This window comes from Sinorhizobium sp. GQ132 (genome assembly GCF_059758575.1).
This window is the reverse complement of sequence record NZ_JCAXDX010000002.1, coordinates 571,712-589,968: the sequence shown is the minus strand read 5'-3', so window position 1 is coordinate 589,968 and position 18,257 is coordinate 571,712. Positions and strand designations below refer to the sequence as shown.

Here is an 18,257-nt window from a genome sequence, read left to right as displayed (position 1 = left end):
CATGCGCGATAGTCAAGCCTCCAAGGGACGGAAACGCCCTGAACCAGAAGGAGAAGGCTATGTCCGCTCTGATGTTGGCGATCGATAATGGCGCCCCTCACGAAAGACCGGGCCCGAGTGCCGCGCCCACCGGCCGGGCGCCCAGGCAGGCTCGAACCATCGATGACGGGGACATCGTGCTGGCGATGCTGTGGCATGCCCGATCTCTTATCGAACGGATTGCCGAACGGCGCCGTGCCGGCAATCTAGTCAGGAATCGGGTGGAAACACGCCGCCAACTGGCGAGACTGCCGGCAAGGGTCCGAAACGACCTGTTACCCGCGGAACAGCAACCGATCAGAGCATCCGATAGAACGGCTATAGCGAGCGAAATCAATCACGGGGTTTGATGAATTACATCAAACATATTCGTTTGAATGATCAATCGCGTTGCACCATAACGTCCATGGTCGCGACCTTTTGAGGAACTCAGAAGGAACCAGCAATGTCTATGAACGAGCATTTTTCGTCCGCGTCGAGCCCGGGTCTCGCAGCCCTGCCCGGACTCTTCAACCTGCGGGCCCGTGCCTGGGCCGCATGGAAGCGACACCGCAACGAACGTGTCCTGGAGAACCTCTCCTACGACACGTTGAAGGATATCGGCTTCCCCTCCGTCGATGATGCAGTGCATAAGACGGACCAATGAAGAAAGACTGCAGATGCCATCCTCCCGGCATTGACCGCAAGACCAGACTATAAGGGCATTCCCGCAACGGAATGCCCTTTTTGTTTCGAAAAGCGCCAAGCACTTGGCGCCAGCAAGTGCTCCCTACTCGAAGAATCCCTTCGGCGTCTTGCCCTTCAGAAAAGGTTCGACGAACGCATGAAGCAGCTCGGGCTGGCTGATGACGGCGGTGTGCGACGTCGCCGGGAGGACGGCAAGGCGAGAGGCGGGCAGCGGTTTGCCCATGTCGCCCATGACGCCCCCACCGAGCAGCCGGAACAGAGCGACCGAATGTTCGAGCGTCGCCACGTCCGCATCGCCGGTGATGATCAAAACCGGGGTTTTCAATGCCCTGACGTCCGCTTCCCATGCCATCGGCTCCTTCTCCAGCGCGATCAGTTTCCTGACGAGCTCCGGGAAACCGTCGGGGTTGGCTGCGAGCTTGCGATAGTCCTCGGCAAACGGCATGTTGACGAACATCTCGACCGACATCTGGGGAATGAAGGCCTTGAACGCCGGCTGCCAGCCCTCGGCGTCATAGGCCACGGAGGCGGCGGCGAGCTTGTTGACTTTTTCCGGATGGCGAATGGCAAGCTGCAGACCGGCAGCCGCACCCATCGAGTAGCCGAAGACATCGGCCTTTTCGATCTTCACGGCATCCATGAAGGCTGCGACGTCATCGGCAAGATTGGGATAGGTGATCGGCCGGTCCATATCCGTGGTGCGGCCGTGGCCCTGAAACTCGATCGCATAGACCTTGTGGGTCTCTGCGAGCTTCGGGATAATGGCACCCATCGAAGGGATGTTCATGTAGGCGCCATGCAGCACGATGAGCGGGTCGCCCTCGCCCAAGACTTCGTAATACATTTCCATGCCGTTGACCTTGACCCGATCGCCCGCCGGTTCGGATCGGGCAAGCGTGGCGCCCGCAACGAGCAGCGTCGCGGTAATCAATGCGGTGCGGAACATCGTTCTTCTCCTCGGTTTGCGACCGGCCTGTGCCGGTTTCGATGATAAGACGAGCGAGGCTCCCGCTCCCCGACATGAGCAACACAATTTTTGCAGCGCTGCGCAACCTGTGACTGCCTTTGCCCGGACGGCCCCCTCGCCTCCTGGAAATATTTGCGGCTGGCATCAGCGGCATGTTTTTGCTTTTGTAGAAGCGGTCCGTGTCGAGAGTTCCCCAGCAGATCGGTAATCCTCATGAGTGAAAGTGAAGCCCAATTGCCGGTGATCCATTTTGCGGACGCAAAGACCTTCGAAACGTGGATCGCGGAGCAAGGACCTGATTGCAAGGGGCTTTGGGTGAAATTCGCCAAGAAGGCGTCCGGGATAGCGACCATCACGCCGAGGGAGGCGCTCGATGTGGCGCTCTGTTACGGCTGGATCGACGGTCAGCGTATTGGATCCGACAGCGACTTTTACCTGAACAAATACACGCCGCGCCGTGCGCGCAGCCGATGGTCGCAGGTGAATTGCGCTCGGGCGACCGAATTGATCGCCGAGGGGCGCATGACACCGCGCGGCCTTGCCGAAGTTGAACGCGCCAAGAACGACGGCCGGTGGGATGCCGCCGCGCCACCGCCGAGCAAGGCGACCGTGCCCGACGATCTTGACGATGCGCTTGCGCAGAACGCAGCGGCTAAGATGCTGTTCGACGAACTCGACAGCCGAAATCGCTACGCAATCCTATTCCGCATTCACGATGCGAAGAAGACCGAGACGCGCGCTGCGCGCATCGAAAAATATGTCGGCATGTTGGCCCGCGGCGAGACGCCTTACCCACGACGCAAGGCGCGATAGATCGATCTGCCTCTCAGGCCGCCAGCGGCTCGACCTCGACCGTCACGTGCGAAAGCTCGTGGATATGCTCGAGCTTGCGGCGGTAGCTCGACGGACTTTGCGGATTCTTCGTCACCAGCGAAACGATGGCACCGCGGTGGCCGGGCCCAAGCTGCCACACGTGCAGATCGGTGATCCGATCCCCGTCCCGCTCGATTGCCGCGCGTATTTCGTCGGGCAGGTCCTCGCCCGGCGGAATGTAATCGAGCAACACGCTGCCGCTGTCTCGTATCAGGCCCCATGACCAGCGGGCAATCACCAGCGCGCCGACAATGCCCATCATCGGATCGAGCCATATCCAGCCAAAGACGCTACCGGCCGCAAGCGCGACGATCGCGAGGACCGAGGTGAGCGCGTCCGCCAGCACATGCAGGTAGGCGGCACGCAGATTGTTGTCCCGCCCGTGCGCCGAGACGCTATGGTGGTGCTCGTGATGGTGATGATGACCATGGTGGTGGTGATGATGTGAATGATCCTCACGAAGCAGCCAGGCACAGGCGAGATTGACCGCAAGTCCGAGCACGGCCACCGAAATGGCCTGCGGGAAACTGATTGCCACCGGATTGGCAAGCCGCAGGAGGCTTTCCCAGCCGATCAGCAGCGCGATCAAGGCAAGTACGATCGCGCTTGAGAAACCGGCGAGATCGCCAAGCTTGCCCGTACCGAAGGTAAAGCGTGGGTTGCGCGCGTTCCGGCGGGCATAGAGGTAGGCGAGCGCCGCGATGAGCAGGGCCGCGGCGTGTGTCGACATGTGCCAGCCGTCGGCGACCAATGCCATGGAGCCGTAGAAGGTACCCGCGGCGATCTCCGCGACCATCATTCCCGCAGTCAGCGCAATGACGAACCAGGTGCGCCTTTCGTTGCGCTGGTGATTGTCGCCGAGGAATACATGATCATGACCTGTGGGCGCCGGTGAATGGGTTTCGCTCATTTCAGGTATCTCCTGACGATTTCGATCAGTTCGGCAGCGCCCTCTTCGCGCTCTCCTTGAGATTCGTGGCCGGCGACGTGGCCGCGAATATGATCTTCGATCAGTTCGATGGTCAGCCCGTTGACTGCACCGCGCACGGAGGCGACGAGGTTGAGAATATCGCCGCAGGCCTGGCGAGCTTCGAGCGCACGCTCGACCGCTTCCATCTGCCCCTTTAGACGGCGGACACGGGCGAGCAACTTTTCCTGATCTCTGATCGTATGGGACATAGCATAGGGGGGTACCCTATTTCAGACGCCCATGCAAGCCGCGCCGTCGCTGTGTTGCATTGACGCCAGGCCACGAAGCTGCGCGCGCTCCATTGCGTCTTGTCAGATACCGACATCCCGACTCCGCGAAGGTGAAAAGTCGCTGGCGGCAAAATCGCAACTTAGGCGCTCTTGCGCAGCTTTCGCTCAATTTGCCTTATTTTTGCTCGATTACGTCATCGCGGTCCGTGATCTTGTCGCATTTCATACACTCGTCGATCCGGCCCGCAAGAGGCCCGGGCCGATGGATGTCGCAATGCGAAATTTCTTCCCAGTCGCGGCTTTCCATGCCAATGTCGCAATTCGGCAAGCTGAAGCGCATATTCCAAGCGACGAATATACGAGCCTTAATGCATGTCGCCCAGAAGTGCGCAGCGGTTTGGGGCTGACGACATGCACGGAAGCGACGACCTGAAGTGCGTCGCATGAATTCTATCTCTGCAACGTGCTTTAGCCTGGGAGGTTCTATGCACAAACCGCTGACGAAGAAGCGCTCGCTCGTCTTCTTTCTGGTGCCAAACTTTTCGATGCTGCCCTTTTCGGCGGCGATCGAGACGCTTCGCATCGCGAACCGGATGCTCGGTTATGAAGCCTATACGTGGCGTCTCGCCTCGACCGACGGGCAAAAGGTCTATTCGTCGGCCGGCATTGCGCTCGAAGTCAACACTTCGCTCGCCGACGAACGCAAGTATCTCGGCGGAGAAAGCCGCCCATCGATGGTGCTGGTCTGTTCGGGCGTCTATGTCGAGGACTTCCAGAACAAGTCGGTGAACGCATGGCTGCGCGAAGTCTATAATCGCGGCATCGCCGTCGGCAGTCTCTGTACCGGCGCCCATGTGCTCGCCTCGGCGGGCCTGCTCACGGGCAAGCGCTGCGCGATCCATTGGGAAAACCTGCCGGGCTTCTCCGAGAGCTTCCCCCAGGCCGATGTATATGCGGACCTCTACGAGATCGACGGCAACATCTATACGTGCGCCGGCGGCACCGCCTCGCTCGACATGATGCTGAACCTGATCGATCAGGATTTCGGCGAGAACCTCGTCAACCGCGTATGCGAACAGGCGCTGACGGATCGGGTGCGCGGGCCGCACGACCGCCAGCGGCTGCCGCTGAGAGCGCGTCTCGGCGTCCAGAACGCAAAAGTCCTGTCAATCATCGAACTGATGGAGAGCAACCTCTCCGAGCCGCTGTCGCTACTGGAGATCGCAGAAAGCGCGGACCTGTCTCGCCGTCAGATAGAACGGCTTTTCCGCCAGGAAATGGGCAGATCGCCTGCCCGCTATTATCTGGAAATCCGCCTCGACCGCGCCCGGCACCTGCTTATCCAGTCGTCCATGCCGGTTGTGGAAGTCGCCGTCGCCTGCGGCTTCGTTTCCGCTTCGCATTTCTCGAAGTGTTACCGCGAGCTTTACAACCGCTCGCCGCAGCAGGAACGCGCCGAGCGCAAGCTGACGCTGCAGATGGCACGGTAGATCGCGTCTATTCGATCCTCTGGGACCTTGCAGGGTTGGTCGAAACCGTGATTCGTTCGTACGGGCCGGTTGGTTTAGAGCACTTCCGGAAAGGGTGTAACGCTCTTCCGTGTGGAAGTGTGTGATTCCAAACTGTTAGAACGTTTCCCTGTTTCATTGAAGCAGGGAAACGGCGGGCTTCGCTCTCCGGCCGCGCCGCCGCGCAGCAGTGAAGGATTTCGCTTTTCGCCGCTTTCAATTGGGCCGGAGCACCATTTTCTCCGGATAAACGGCCCCCTCTCACAAAAAATTAATGATTGTGCAAAGCGCCCACTTTCTTTGGGCCGCCGTCTTACTTATGCTCGCATAACGAGAATTCCATCAGCATAATCATCTATAAGTTGTTTATCATATATCACGAGAGATAATATGTCCGGTCTCGCCTCGCCCGTGGCCTTCGCCATCGCGCTGACGGTAACAAGCGCTCACGCGACCTTCGCCGACGAACTGACTTCCTCCCGAAACTGGTCGGGCTGTTATCTGGGAGCAAATGCGGGCTATGGCCGTGCCGATGCCGACGCAACCGATAAGCCGTTCACCCAGGGGCCATTCGCGACGGACGGAACCTCCTGGAACAGCGTCGGTCCGCCCTACGAGGTGATCAAGAGCGATGATCACGGAGTAGTCGGCGGGATCGAAGCCGGTTGCGACCGGCAACTCGATGTCGAAGGGCTGACACTCGTAATCGGTGGCGCGGTCGATTTCAGCCTTATGAATCTTGCCGGCACCGGCACGTCCGCAATCGTCAACGACACACATGCAAGCTTCGACACCGACTGGGTCGGCACCGCACGTCTTCGTGCCGGACTTGCCGCCGACGACCTGCTCTTTTATGTGACCGGCGGTGTCGCCGTGGCCGATATCGGCGTGCGCGCCTACGACCTTAGCGACTGGCCGACGATCGGTCAGATGAACGTTTCCGGCGGAGGAACAAAGAGCGGTTGGGTGGAAGGTGCTGGGGCTGAGTGGCGCTTTGCGGAGAACTGGTCGGCAACGCTCGAATATCTTCATTACGATTTCGGCAAGGTGACCGCCTCGGGCGCAGCGATCGAACCGGTCGGCGCGTTTCCGCGCTACGAAAACGATCTCGATTTCGATGTGGTGCGGGTCGGAATCCGTTGGCGAATGTGACCTTGCGGGACGCCGAGTGGTAGGGGCAAAGACAAGGCGGCCGCTTCGTAAGCGGACACAAAAACCTTTTTAATCAATGTATTACGAGTTTTCTTCAGACGCTTGTGACACAAACGGCGTCGTAGACAAAGACAGGGCGGACACGCCCGTGGCTTGGAGTCAGTGCCGTCCCTCCAGGCGATCGCGGCAGATATTGCAGGAGTGCAGACAATGGCGCAAACATTAATCGACTTTTCCGCCGGGCAGATCACCGACGGAACGGCCGGCGGGGCCGATAATGTCCTTAGCGCCGGCGGGCTCGTTTTCACGATATCCGCGCAAGGAAATTGGAGTGCCAATTTCGACAACGGTCGTTTCAACTTCGCCGAGGACCCGGCCTATGGCGGCGAACAATTTTCGATCGCCATCACCAGCGCAACCGGAGCTTTGATCGACTTCTACGACTACCAGATAAGCGTGAACGCCGATCCTTTGATCGTGAATGGTTGGTCGCCGGGACTCGGTCTGGACGGAACCACCTGGTACGACGACAATATTCACGGCGATGGCGTCGGGCCCTATTATTATCGGGCGATCTTTGCCGGCAATGTTCCCGCTATGAGCAGAGGAACATCGCTCAGCCTGCAAGATCTCATCATTCCGGAGACGACGACCACCGGCACGATGAGCTTTTGGCTCGATAATATAACCATCGACGCGAACCACCGGCCGGTTGTTACCAATTTCGATGCCTCCGACGCAAAGGACTATGTCAGCGGCAGTCAAGCTGCGATACTTGTGGATACCACAAGTCTGGCTGCCGTCACCGATGCTGACAATACCGGCTGGAGCGGTGGACAGATACGCTTCACGCTTTCCGGAGTGGTTGCAGGCGAAGATGCCCTAGGTCTGCAAAACCAGGGAACCGGTGCCGGGCAAATCGGAATTTCAGGTACGATCGTTACCTTTGGCGGCACCGCTATCGGAACAATGAGCGGAGGCGGTGCGGGGTCCAGCTTCCTGCAGGTCGCTTTGAACGGCAACGCTTCGGGCGCCGCAGTGGAAGCCATTATTCACAATCTGACCTACGCCAACATGGGCGCCTCGCCCACCGGCACAAGGACCGTCTCTGTCACGGTCCGCGACGCCGAAGGCGGCAATTCGACAACGACATCGACGACGGTGAATCTCGTCGCAGCCAATGACGCTCCGGTGACGACGACGTCCGGTGGTACCGGATCCTTTACTGAGGGAGATGCACCGGTGGCGATCGACACCGGACTAACCGTGTCCGACCTCGACAACGGTACGCTCGCCTCGGCGACCGTCCAGATTACCGAAAATTTTCATTCCGGTCAGGACGTTCTGGCCTTCGCGAATACCAGTTCGGCCGCGTTCGGGAACATCGATGCCACCTACAGCTCCCTCACAGGCGTTTTGACCCTTACGTCGCCGGGCGCAACGGCAACCGTCGCGCAGTGGCAGGCGGCGTTACGGACCGTCACCTATTTGAACACCTCCGAGGCACCCACGGCTGCGGCCCGTACGATCAGTTTCAGCACCAATGACGGCACGAGCGACAGCGCTCCCGCCACGAAGACCATCGACGTCGGCTCCGTCAACGATGCGCCGCAAATTTCCGCGCCCGGCGCAATCGCTCTCACGGAGGACACCGCGGCCGCTGTCACGGGCATTTCCTTCTCCGACGCCGACGCTGGCGGCAGTTCCGTGACCGTTACCTTCTCCGTGCCATCGGGATCGCTCTCGGCCGTCAGCGGTAGCGGCGTCACCGCAGGCGGAACGGGGACGGGCCTCACGCTCACCGGCACGGTGGCCGATATCAACGCATTCATCGCTGCTGCCAACGTGACTTTCACCCCGGCCGCGAATGCGACCGGCAACGTGATCCTCACGACGAGCATCACCGATGGCGGAAACTCAGGCAGCGGTGGCGCGCAGACCGCGGCGGAAACGACGGCGCTGCAAATAACGGCGGTTAACGACGCCCCGACGGTTTCGGCTCCCGCTGTGGTCAGTATTTCTGAGGACACCGCGACGGCAATTACGGGCATCTCCTTCGCTGATGCGGATGCAGGGTCCGGCACCGTTACAGTTACTTTCAGCGTCGCCTCGGGATCGCTCTCGGCGCAATCAGCGGGCGGCGTTACCGTTTCCGGCACGGGCACATCGCTGGAAATGTCTGGCTCCTTGGCCGACATCAATGCCTTCATCGCGGGTTCGAATGTCACATTTACGCCAGTGTCCAACTCGACCAGCAACGTCGTTCTGACGACGGAGATCAACGACCTCGGCAACGCGGGGTCCGGCGGCGCGAAAAGCGATGCTTCCTCCACGACGCTCGTAGTGACTGCCGTGAACGATGCACCCGTAAACCACGTCCCGGTCGGGCAATCGGTCCTAGCCGACGGCGCCCTCGTCTTCAGCATTGCAGATGGAAATCTAATTTCGATTGCCGACGTCGATGCCGGCAGCGGTACGGTCGTGGTGACGCTTACCGCCGAACACGGTCAGCTTACGCTGGGCGGCACTGCGGGTCTGACCTTTATTGCCGGCACCGGCACGTCCGATTCGGGCATGACCTTTGCGGGTTCCCTGAGCGACATCAACGTCGCACTGAACGGGCTGGTTTTCTCTCCTAGCCCCGGCTATTCGGGCGACGCCTCACTAAAGATCACAACCAATGATCAGGGGCATTCCGGTTCGGGCGGTGCGCAAAGCGATAGCGATACGATCACCATCGCCGTCGTGTCGCCGGCTCCGAAGGTCTTAAGCGTCGACGCTGCCGCACCGGACGGAGTCTACAAGGCAGGAGATACGATCACACTGACCGTAACCTTCGACGGGGTGGTCAACGTCGACACCACCGGCGGAACGCCGACATTGCTGTTGGAAACCGGCGCCACCGATCGGCTTGCCGCGTATGTCTCGGGTTCCGGATCGAATACGCTGTCCTTCAGCTACACGGTTCAGGCGGGCGATCTGGCTCCGGATCTGGATTATGCGGGCATCTCCGCGCTAGCGGCGAACGGCGGAGCGATCAGAAGCGCCACCAATGTCGGCGCCGATCTGACACTGCCGACGCCGGGCGGCGCCAACTCGATCGCCGCGCAGAACAACATCGTCGTGGACGGCGTTGGGCCGACGGTCACCAGCGTAGGAGTGCCTGCAGCCGGCACTTACAAATTCGGCGACAGTCTGGACTTCGCGATCAACTTCCATGAGGCGGTGACCGTGGACACCACCAACGGCGTTCCGCGACTTGCGGTTATGCTCGATATGGGCGGGACAGCCTATGCCGAATATATTGCAGGAAGCGGCAGCACCGCTCTGGCATTCCGACTGACGGTTACCGATAACCAGGCAGATTGGACCGGCATCACGCTCGGCCCCCTCACGCTCAATGGGGCGACTATAAGCGACAGCGCCGGCAACAGCGCTCTGCTTACCTTGAACAATATAGCGCCGACCAGTTCCATCCTCGTCGACGGCATCGTCAATGACGCTCCCGCGCTCACCGGCGATCTGAGAGCGACGGTCGCAGAGGGCGGAACCTATAAGCTCACGACGGCCGATCTCGGCTATTCCGATCCGGACGACACCGCGGCGGGTGTTAGCTTCAACGTCTCGAACGCCATCAATGGCTCTGTCCTCGTCAACGGGTCAGTGGCCGCCAGCTTTACGGCGGCGCAACTCGCAGCCGGCCTCGTCTCCTTCCGCCACAATGGCTCGGAGACTACCGCCGCCTCCTTCCGGGTCGTCGTAGAAGACGGCAATGAGGACAACTCCGCGCCGACCCCTGCGACATTCAATTTCACCGTCAACCCCGTCAACGACGCTCCCATACGCACCGGCGATCTGAGAGCGGCGGTCGCAGAGGGCGGAACCTATAAGCTCACGGCGGCCGATCTCGGCTATTCCGATCCGGACGACACCGCGGCGGGTGTTAGCTTCAACGTCTCGAACGCCGTCAATGGCTCTGTCCTCGTCAACGGGTCAGTGGCCGCGAGCTTTACGGCGGCGCAACTCGCAGCCGGCCTCGTCTCCTTCCGCCACAATGGCTCGGAGACCACCGCCGCCTCCTTCCGGGTCGTCGTCGAAGACGGCAACGAGGACAACTCCGCGCCAACCCCTGCGACATTCAATTTCACCGTCAACCCCGTCAACGACGCTCCCATACGCACCGGCGATCTGAGAGCGGCGGTCGCAGAGGGCGGAACCTATAAGCTCACGGCGGCCGATCTCGGCTATTCCGATCCGGATGACACCGCGGCGGGTGTTAGCTTCAACGTCTCGAACGCCGTCAATGGCTCTGTCCTCGTCAACGGGTCAGTGGCCGCGAGCTTTACGGCGGCGCAACTCGCAGCCGGCCTCGTCTCCTTCCGCCACAATGGCTCGGAGACCACCGCCGCCTCCTTCCGGGTCGTCGTAGAAGACGGCAACGAGGACAACTCCGCGCCGACCCCTGCGACATTCAATTTCACCGTCAACCCCGTCAACGACGCTCCTAGCCTTACGCTCACGCAGCACCTCACCCGCATTACCGAAGATGCCTCGACGGGAACGGCCCAGAAGGTTGCTACTCTTGTGATCGCCGACGACGCTCAGGGGACCAATCTGCTGTCTTTGAGCGGCGCGGATGCGGCGCTGTTCGAAATCCGCGGCAACGTCCTCTGGTTGAAGGCAGGAGCACGGCTCGATTTCGAGACAAACCCATACCTCGACGTGACCATCGGGCTTGACGACCCGTCTGTCGGAACAGGACTAGAAGCAACCAAGACGGTCAGGGTGTCCGTCACCGACGCCATTGAGCGGTATATCGGCTCGGCCGGCTCCGACCGCCTCACCGGCACTGCCGCGAACGAGACCTTTGACGGTGGAGCGGGCAACGATGTCATCAATGGCGCAGCCGGCAACGATACGATCATTGGCGGCGCAGGAGCCGATCTGCTGACGGGAGGAGCGGGGAACGATATCTTCGTTTTCAAATCTACCAACGACTCGGCGCCCGGTTTCTCCGGCTATGTGAACAATGTTGCATATGGGCCGGCCTCTGGTGCCGGACATCGCGACACCGTGACAGATTTCGCGAACGGCTTCGATCGGCTCGATCTATCGGCCATCGATGCGAACACCGGTGCGGCCGGCAACCAGGCCTTCACGTGGCGAGGCACCGGCGAATTCTCCCGTCACGCGGGCGAGCTCATCTACAAGACGTTCAATCCGGCGGGCACCCTCGACGACAAGACGATCATCTATGGTGATGTCAACGGCGACGGCCGCGCTGATTTTCAGATCGAGCTTTCCGGGTTGAAGAGCCTCGCGACGGGAGATTTTCTGTTGTAAGCCAGTCCAGCACGGCAAATTCCGACCTCAATCGGCGCCGGTCGCCCGAATGGCGATCGTCCTTCAGGCCGGAATCTTGGTCCTCGCACTCAACGTTCTCACCTTGGTGAGAGTATCGAGGTTCTGATTGACGCGGCAGTAGAACTCCTCGTTGACGAAAGGACGGACGACAAAATCGTTGCCGCCGGCTTTGAGGAACCGGGCGGAAAGCAGCCGGTCCGTCGACGACGACACACCGATGATCCTTAGCTGATGCGGGCCGTGGGCGGCGCGAATTCGCCGCGTAAGTTCGAAACCGTCGATATCGGGCATATTGTAGTCGGTTATGACGAGGGCGATGTCCGGATTGCTCTTCAGGATTTCCAGCGCCGCAGAGCCGCTTTCCGCCGAGCTCGTTCTGAAATTGTAGCGCTTCAACTGCGTCGTCAACACGGCCCGGGCCGTCGCACTATCGTCGACGATCAACACGTGATGCTGCTGGTTCGTCAGGAATCGGCAGACGGATTCTGCCAGCATATCGACAGCAAAGACGCTGTCCTTGATGACATAATCGACAATGTCCTTGGCGAGGATCGCCTCGCGCGTGCTCTCCTGAAACGAGCCGGTGAAAACGATCGTCGGCACGCTCATCTCGATCAGGTAGGTGAGCGCTTCGCCGTTCTCGGCGCCTGGAAGATTGATATTGGAAATCGCCAGAGATGGCGCGAAGGAAGCGTTTTCGACCGCGAACTGCAAGTCCTCGTAGTCGCGACAGACGATCACGTCGATATCGAAAAGCTCCTTCAGCCGCTTCGAGACCATCGAGGCAAAGAGGTTGGAGTCCTCGGCAAGCACGATACGGTGTTCGCCGAGGGATTCGCCGGAAAAGTACATTCCGGAAATGCCGAAGAATGACATTGATCGCCTATGAAAAAGAGTGTCCCCGGAAGGCACCCTAGGAGCAAAACGCTTTATCCGGTGTTAATGGGCGCACTCATCCGAATGTCGGCGAAGGCATCCCTCAAACGAAGACGACATCATCCGCTGAAAGGTCGGCAAGTGCGACCTTGTCCAGCAACAGACCGAATGTATCGGACCCGTTGAAGGCGATGTAGAGCCCGTCTTCGGTCTCGGTCGCGGCGGCAATCAGGTCTGCGAAGCTGTCGATGCCCGTCGTGTCGGGTGCATATTCGGTAAAGCGCAGCAGGTCGCCTCCGTCCGCATCGAAATCCGTGATACGATCCACACCTGAGAACGAAAACGTATCGGACGACCAAAGGAAGGTATCTGCGCCTGCTCCGCCGGTCATGACATCGTCACCCGCGCCCCCCCAAAGCACGTCGCTTCCGGCGCCGCCGTCCAGACGGTCGCTGCCGGCGTTGCCGGCGAGCTGATCGTTGCCTCCAAGAGTGCGGATGGTATCGTCCCCCGAGCCGCCGGACAGCTCGAACCTCTCGATACCGGTGAAGATCAGCGACGTACCCAGCATGCCGGTCGAAGCGTCGAAATTCGTGCCCGGCAGGGGATCGACGACGCGCAACGTATCGCTGCCGGTCCCGCCATCGATAAAGCCTGATGGCGCAACCACCTGGATAAGGTCGTCGCCGGCGCCGCCGTCGATATATGTCTCTCCGTCGCCGAAACTCGTTCCGCCGTCGTAGATGTCATCGTTCCCATCGCCGCCGACGAGCACGTCGTTTCCGCCGGCACTGATCAGGATGTCGTCGCCAGCGCCCCCATAAAGTGCATCGTCGCCGCTTCCGGAGGCGACATAGTCCCTGCCGCTGCTGCCGGCGACATAATTGTCGCCCTCGCCCATATGGGCGCTGAGCGAAGACAGATTTCCGGCAATCAGCGTATCACTGCCGCCGCCGAGATCCACGCTGGCAACCTCGATCCCGCCGATCCGCGTGCCCGTCGAGGCAAACCCCTGTCCGAAATCGACGGTGACGTCGTCGGTTCGCCCTTCATCGAAGATGGATAGTTTATCCCAGCCGCTCCCGCCGTCGATCACCGCGGAGGAAAGCGTGGTGATGATGATGTCGTTGTGGTCGCCGGCAAAGATCCGGTTCGCGCCAACAGTGTCGTTGATGATGTCGCCGCCGCTGCCTGTGTCGATCGTGTCGTCGCCGAGCATGCTGGTGCCGTCGTCGCCGTCGACGCCATATGGGCCCACGACGTCGTTCCCGGCGCCGGTCGAAATGATGTCGTCGGTGGCGGCGCCGAAGATCCGGTCGTTGCCGCTGCCGGTCGTCAGCACCAGCCGCTCGATGCGATTGAAGAAGATGTGTTCCCAATTCGCCGTGTTGTAGCCGATGATGCCGTGCCCGTGCTCGCCGCTGAACCGGACGTCCGAGCTGACGCTCGACAGGTCGACCACCAACGTATCGACGCCGGCACCGCCTGTAACCGCGCCGCCGGTCCCGATCAGGCTGATGAGATCATCTCCCTCGCCGCCGTCGAGTCGGTCATAGCCGCTCCTGCTTGTCAGACGGTCGTTTCCCGCCCCGCCGTCGACGAGGTCATCGCCGCCGCCAGCTTCGATCTCATCGGCGCCGGCTAGACCCCAGATGCGATCCTTCTCCCCGGTTCCAGATAGCGTATCGTCTCCGGCCGTCCCCACGACTGTGGTCATGTCGCTCTTCCCCCATGAATTGCGAAGCATGCCACTAATATTAAATTTCAAAGTATAAATCGAGACGCGGCCGCAAATATTTTTCGATATGTAAATATAGATTACATTACTTCAAATATATAATTACTTCGCACCCAAACCGAAATGCGGCCTGACCGCCCGCCGATTTCCGTATAAGATGTGTTCATGAGCGAGGCCCAAACCCTTTTCGATGTGCTGCGCCATTCGGCAAGGACGGAGGTCGCCGATGCATTCGAGCGGCTCGTCCTCGATGCGCCCGATCACAAGCTTTGCCGCGTCAATGCGCTCGCATTCGCCGCGCGCGAGGGACTCGACGAGGAAGAGACGATCGCAGGCTTTCTGCATGCCTCGCGCCTGGGAATTTTCGAGCTTTCCTGGAACGTGCTCTGTCCCGGTTGCGGCGGTGTACTCGATGCCAACACGTCCCTGAAGACGGTGCAGAGTACGGAATATACCTGCGCGCTGTGTGCCGCCGGTTACGAACCGACGCTCGACGAGATGGTCGAAGTCACCTTCACGATCAGTCCGCGCGTGCGCCACATAGGGGCACATACGCCGCATGAATTGCCGCCGGCCGAATATTTCCGCCAGATCTACTGGGGTTCCGGCATCGACCTGCCGGAAGAGGATTACGAAGCAAAGGTCGATGAATTCCTGCTGGAGGCGCTGGAACTGCCGCCTGGCGAGAAAGCCGTGATCTCGCTGCAGCTTCCCGCGGAGTTCGTCATCGTCTTCGAGCCGGTGACGCATGCGGCGCAATTCCTGGATGTGAGCGGCGAACCGACAAGGGAAAGGAGGAATCTCGGGCTCGTCTTCGATCGCTCGCACCGCCATCACGAGACGCTGAGCTTGCCGCCCGGCCCCTTGCGCGTTTCGGTGGAGAACCACGCCGAAGTTCGTACCCTGCCCTCGATCTGCGTGGCAGGCGAAGCGCTGCATGCCCTGCTCGGCCGCCGTCGGCCGTTTCTCACCGCCAAGCGGCTGCTCTCCAACCAGACATTCCGCGACATCTACCGCACCGACACGCTCGATGTGGACCAACGGCTGAAAATCACCAGCCTTACTTTCCTCTTCACCGACCTGCGCGGCTCGACGGAACTCTACGAGCGCGTTGGCGACCTCGCGGCCTTCGACCTGGTGAAAACGCATTTCAACGTCTTGAACGAAATCGTCGCGGCCGAGACCGGCGCCGTCGTCAAGACGATCGGTGATGCGGTTATGGCAACTTTTCCAGCGCCCGACCGGGCCATCACCGCGGCAATGCGGATGCGCGAGGCAATGCGCAAACTCAACGAAGAGCGCGGCAGCGAGGACCTGCTCCTCAAGATCGGCATCCATGAGGGGCCATGCATCGCGGTCAATCTCAACGACCGGCAGGACTATTTCGGCCAGACCGTCAACATCGCCTCGCGCGTCCAGCATCTCGCCACCTCGCGCGAGATCTTCGCGACCGGCTCCGTCCTCGAGGATCCTCGAGCATCCAGCGTGCTCTCTGATCGGGGCTTAAGCCCGGTGGCGCATAACGTGGCGCTAAGGGGGATCGCCAACGAGATCAGCATTTTCGCGATCCCGTGAGCCGCTCCTGCGCTAAAGTTCTCAAAGAAATTCTTGCAGCTTGTGGCGTTTCTGTCGGTATCGGCCTTCGTCCAGCGTCCTAGCTTCGGTAACACCACGAACGAGGAGAGCCGGAATGAGAAAGATCATCGTTGGCGCATTCGTAAGCCTTGACGGAATCATGCAGGCGCCGGGCGGACCGCACGAAGACCCGGTCGGCGGCTTCGACCATGGCGGCTGGGCCGCTCCCTATTTCGACGAAACCATGGGACAAGCGGTGGACGAGATGTTTTCCAGGCCGTTCGATCTTCTGCTTGGTCGGAAGACCTACGACATCTTCGCCGCACACTGGCCCTATGCCGGCCCTGACGATCCGATCGGTCCGCTCTTTGACCGGATCACCAAATATGTCGCTACGCGCAACCCCGATCTGAGGCTCGACTGGCAAAATAGCCGTACTCTCGGCTCCGACCCGGTAGCCACGCTCAAGAAACTCAAGAGCGAGGAAGGCCCCGATCTGTTGACCCAGGGTTCGACCGATTTCCTGCAGACCCTGTTCAGCAATGATTTGATAGACGAGATGTACATCTCGTACTTTCCGGTCGTGCTCCGAAAGGGCAAGCGGCTCTTCGGTCACGGCGCCATGCCGATGGCGTTGAAACTCGTCGGTTCAAAAGTCTCGGGGACGGGCGTCACCGTCAACCAATACGTCCGCAGCGGTCCTGTCGTGCCAGGTTCGTTCGAGTTCGACCAGCCGACCGAAGCGGAGCTGGAGCGGCGAAGAAAGCTGAGCTGATCTCCTGCCTGTGTATAGTGCCGTCGCTCGTCACTGATGCGGGGCTACGGCCCCGCAATTGTCGTGGAAAGACTCCAACCTCCGGCTCCCGGAGGGGCGTCACTTCACAACGACGGAGCCGTTGACGATTTCGATCGTCTCGTCGCCCTGGAGCCCCACGCGGTCGCCGCTCGGCGCAGTGACGAAGCAGCCGCCGGGGCAGATCACTTCCGTCGCACCTGCGTCGATTGCCACTTCGATCCGGCTCTCCCCTTCGACGATCACCAGAACAGCGGCCTCGCCGTCCGTGTTTGTAACAGTTGCGGCATAGGCCACGCCAGCCCACAGCATTGCAGGCATCAGAACAACAGCATACGTCTTCATCACATTCGGCGCACGAGCGCCGCCCCCGTTTCGGCCGGCCGCCTTCCCGTCGCGAGAAGAAGACGCAGGCCACCCCTCTAGCCGCGGCCAGCCTACCGCATATTTGCTTGATCGTAACCGATCAAAGGGCAAAAACATGCAGCAGATCGAAGTGCTGCAGGCCTTTGCGCGTCTGATAAGAAGCGCGGCGCGGCAGCGCAGAATTTCTCGAAGCGTACGGCGTGCAGGAAAAACGATGCGGCGGCTCGAGCCGCGTCGGAGACACCGAAAGCTGCCCGGCGATCGTATGTCTTTCGAAAGTGCCGATTAGTTTAGCCGGCCCACTTGATCCGTCGATTGTTGGCGGTCTATGCGTTTGCGACGCCGCAGGCGTTTCGGGGACAAGAAGGGTTACCACACATGGAGATTTTCACTTCCGCCGGCCTGACGGCACTGCTGCAGGTCATTGTGATCGACCTGGTGCTTGCCGGCGACAACGCTGTCGTTATCGGCCTTGCAGCAGCCGGCTTGCCGCTGGAGCAGCGCAAGAAGGCTATCCTCGTCGGCATTCTCGCCGCCACCGTGCTTCGCATCGTGCTCGCCATCTTCACGGTGCAACTGCTTGCGATCATCGGGCTCCTGCTCGCCGGCGGGCTTCTGTTGCTTTGGGTCTGCTGGAAGATGTGGCGCGAGATTCGCACTGGCGGTCACGAAGGCGTTGACGGGCTCGAAAATGCGGACGCCTCGGCCCCAAAGAAGACTTTCAAACAAGCGGCAACACAGATCGTGATAGCGGACGTGTCGATGTCGCTCGACAACGTCCTCGCCGTCGCCGGCGCCGCCCGAGAGCATCCGACCGTGCTCGTCTTCGGTCTGGCGCTCTCGATCGCGATGATGGGCATCGCCGCCAGCTTTATTGCCCGCCTGCTCAGCCGCTATCACTGGATCGCTTACATCGGCCTGGCGATCATCTTCTACGTCGCACTCGACATGATCTATCGCGGCACAATGGAGGTGTGGCCACACGTTGTGCCGGTGGCTCAGGCGCTGGCTGGGCTTTAGCGCGTAACTTAATTTCAACCCGCGGCCGGGGCCCGGCCAAATAGAGAAGAAGGAGCGGCATTTCCGCTCCTTCTTCGCTTTTCCGGCCTTCGCCAACAG

Annotated in this window: 14 protein-coding genes; 8 read left to right on the top strand and 6 right to left on the bottom strand. The window is 60.5% G+C overall.

Going from position 1 to position 18,257, the window contains the following annotated elements:
• Positions 1-484: 484 nt before the first annotated feature.
• Positions 485-685, top strand: coding sequence for a hypothetical protein (locus AC6CIG_RS06900; protein WP_018095283.1), 201 nt, complete (start codon positions 485-487; stop codon positions 683-685).
• 123 nt (positions 686-808) lie between these two features.
• Here AC6CIG_RS06900 and AC6CIG_RS06895 read toward each other — a convergent pair whose 3' ends face one another.
• Positions 809-1,672 (bottom strand): alpha/beta fold hydrolase, encoded by an 864-nt coding sequence (locus AC6CIG_RS06895; protein WP_437409167.1) that lies wholly within the window; start codon positions 1,670-1,672, stop codon positions 809-811.
• 234 nt (positions 1,673-1,906) lie between these two features.
• On the opposite strand from AC6CIG_RS06895, the gene AC6CIG_RS06890 reads away from it, so the two are divergent.
• Positions 1,907-2,506 (top strand): YdeI/OmpD-associated family protein, encoded by a 600-nt coding sequence (locus tag AC6CIG_RS06890; protein ID WP_437409166.1) that lies wholly within the window; start codon positions 1,907-1,909, stop codon positions 2,504-2,506.
• A gap of 13 nt (positions 2,507-2,519) precedes the next feature.
• On the opposite strand, the gene dmeF is transcribed toward AC6CIG_RS06890, so the two are convergent.
• Positions 2,520-3,476, bottom strand: coding sequence for a CDF family Co(II)/Ni(II) efflux transporter DmeF (gene dmeF, locus AC6CIG_RS06885; protein ID WP_437409165.1), 957 nt, complete (start codon positions 3,474-3,476; stop codon positions 2,520-2,522).
• Positions 3,473-3,745, bottom strand: coding sequence for a metal/formaldehyde-sensitive transcriptional repressor (locus AC6CIG_RS06880; protein ID WP_018095287.1), 273 nt, complete (start codon positions 3,743-3,745; stop codon positions 3,473-3,475). The genes dmeF and AC6CIG_RS06880 overlap by 4 nt, the downstream gene beginning before the upstream one ends.
• 506 nt (positions 3,746-4,251) lie before the next feature.
• Here AC6CIG_RS06880 and AC6CIG_RS06875 point away from each other — a divergent pair.
• The 3 genes from AC6CIG_RS06875 to AC6CIG_RS06865 all read left to right on the top strand — a co-directional run bounded on the left by AC6CIG_RS06875 (position 4,252) and on the right by AC6CIG_RS06865 (position 11,769).
• Complete coding sequence (locus tag AC6CIG_RS06875) at positions 4,252-5,256, top strand: GlxA family transcriptional regulator (RefSeq protein WP_437409164.1); 1,005 nt, start codon at positions 4,252-4,254, stop codon at positions 5,254-5,256.
• Positions 5,257-5,664: 408 nt separating this feature from the next.
• The gene (locus AC6CIG_RS06870) at positions 5,665-6,426 is read left to right on the top strand and encodes an outer membrane protein (RefSeq protein WP_498322554.1); all 762 of its coding nucleotides are present in this window, start codon (positions 5,665-5,667) and stop codon (positions 6,424-6,426) included.
• Between the two features lie 210 nt (positions 6,427-6,636).
• Positions 6,637-11,769 (top strand): beta strand repeat-containing protein, encoded by a 5,133-nt coding sequence (locus AC6CIG_RS06865; RefSeq protein WP_498322553.1) that lies wholly within the window; start codon positions 6,637-6,639, stop codon positions 11,767-11,769.
• A 63-nt stretch (positions 11,770-11,832) separates the two neighbouring features.
• On the opposite strand, the gene AC6CIG_RS06860 is transcribed toward AC6CIG_RS06865, so the two are convergent.
• Both AC6CIG_RS06860 and AC6CIG_RS06855 read right to left on the bottom strand, forming a co-directional pair.
• Positions 11,833-12,666: a response regulator gene (locus tag AC6CIG_RS06860; protein ID WP_437409502.1), complete on the bottom strand. Its 834-nt coding sequence runs from the start codon at positions 12,664-12,666 to the stop codon at positions 11,833-11,835.
• A gap of 103 nt (positions 12,667-12,769) precedes the next feature.
• The gene (locus AC6CIG_RS06855) at positions 12,770-14,383 is read right to left on the bottom strand and encodes an SMc04171 family calcium-binding repeat protein (protein ID WP_437409503.1); all 1,614 of its coding nucleotides are present in this window, start codon (positions 14,381-14,383) and stop codon (positions 12,770-12,772) included.
• 186 nt (positions 14,384-14,569) lie between these two features.
• On the opposite strand from AC6CIG_RS06855, the gene AC6CIG_RS06850 reads away from it, so the two are divergent.
• Both AC6CIG_RS06850 and AC6CIG_RS06845 read left to right on the top strand, forming a co-directional pair.
• Complete coding sequence (locus AC6CIG_RS06850) at positions 14,570-15,979, top strand: adenylate/guanylate cyclase domain-containing protein (protein WP_102761330.1); 1,410 nt, start codon at positions 14,570-14,572, stop codon at positions 15,977-15,979.
• Between the two features lie 115 nt (positions 15,980-16,094).
• Positions 16,095-16,754, top strand: a complete 660-nt coding sequence (locus AC6CIG_RS06845; RefSeq protein WP_275597746.1) for a dihydrofolate reductase family protein — start codon at positions 16,095-16,097, stop codon at positions 16,752-16,754.
• Between the two features lie 99 nt (positions 16,755-16,853).
• Here AC6CIG_RS06845 and AC6CIG_RS06840 read toward each other — a convergent pair whose 3' ends face one another.
• Positions 16,854-17,117, bottom strand: a complete 264-nt coding sequence (locus tag AC6CIG_RS06840; RefSeq protein WP_437409504.1) for a hypothetical protein — start codon at positions 17,115-17,117, stop codon at positions 16,854-16,856.
• 399 nt (positions 17,118-17,516) lie between these two features.
• On the opposite strand from AC6CIG_RS06840, the gene AC6CIG_RS06835 reads away from it, so the two are divergent.
• Positions 17,517-18,158: a TerC family protein gene (locus tag AC6CIG_RS06835; protein WP_018095298.1), complete on the top strand. Its 642-nt coding sequence runs from the start codon at positions 17,517-17,519 to the stop codon at positions 18,156-18,158.
• The last annotated feature ends 99 nt before the right edge of the window (positions 18,159-18,257 follow it).

Coding starts and splice junctions, on each gene's coding strand:
- AC6CIG_RS06900 (WP_018095283.1), top strand. CDS start 485: ATGTCTATGAACGAGCATTTTTCGTCCGCGTCGAGCCCGGGTCTCGCA.
- AC6CIG_RS06895 (WP_437409167.1), bottom strand. CDS start 1,672: ATGTTCCGCACCGCATTGATTACCGCGACGCTGCTCGTTGCGGGCGCC.
- AC6CIG_RS06890 (WP_437409166.1), top strand. CDS start 1,907: ATGAGTGAAAGTGAAGCCCAATTGCCGGTGATCCATTTTGCGGACGCA.
- dmeF (WP_437409165.1), bottom strand. CDS start 3,476: ATGAGCGAAACCCATTCACCGGCGCCCACAGGTCATGATCATGTATTC.
- AC6CIG_RS06880 (WP_018095287.1), bottom strand. CDS start 3,745: ATGTCCCATACGATCAGAGATCAGGAAAAGTTGCTCGCCCGTGTCCGC.
- AC6CIG_RS06875 (WP_437409164.1), top strand. CDS start 4,252: ATGCACAAACCGCTGACGAAGAAGCGCTCGCTCGTCTTCTTTCTGGTG.
- AC6CIG_RS06870 (WP_498322554.1), top strand. CDS start 5,665: ATGTCCGGTCTCGCCTCGCCCGTGGCCTTCGCCATCGCGCTGACGGTA.
- AC6CIG_RS06865 (WP_498322553.1), top strand. CDS start 6,637: ATGGCGCAAACATTAATCGACTTTTCCGCCGGGCAGATCACCGACGGA.
- AC6CIG_RS06860 (WP_437409502.1), bottom strand. CDS start 12,666: ATGTCATTCTTCGGCATTTCCGGAATGTACTTTTCCGGCGAATCCCTC.
- AC6CIG_RS06855 (WP_437409503.1), bottom strand. CDS start 14,383: ATGACCACAGTCGTGGGGACGGCCGGAGACGATACGCTATCTGGAACC.
- AC6CIG_RS06850 (WP_102761330.1), top strand. CDS start 14,570: ATGAGCGAGGCCCAAACCCTTTTCGATGTGCTGCGCCATTCGGCAAGG.
- AC6CIG_RS06845 (WP_275597746.1), top strand. CDS start 16,095: ATGAGAAAGATCATCGTTGGCGCATTCGTAAGCCTTGACGGAATCATG.
- AC6CIG_RS06840 (WP_437409504.1), bottom strand. CDS start 17,117: ATGAAGACGTATGCTGTTGTTCTGATGCCTGCAATGCTGTGGGCTGGC.
- AC6CIG_RS06835 (WP_018095298.1), top strand. CDS start 17,517: ATGGAGATTTTCACTTCCGCCGGCCTGACGGCACTGCTGCAGGTCATT.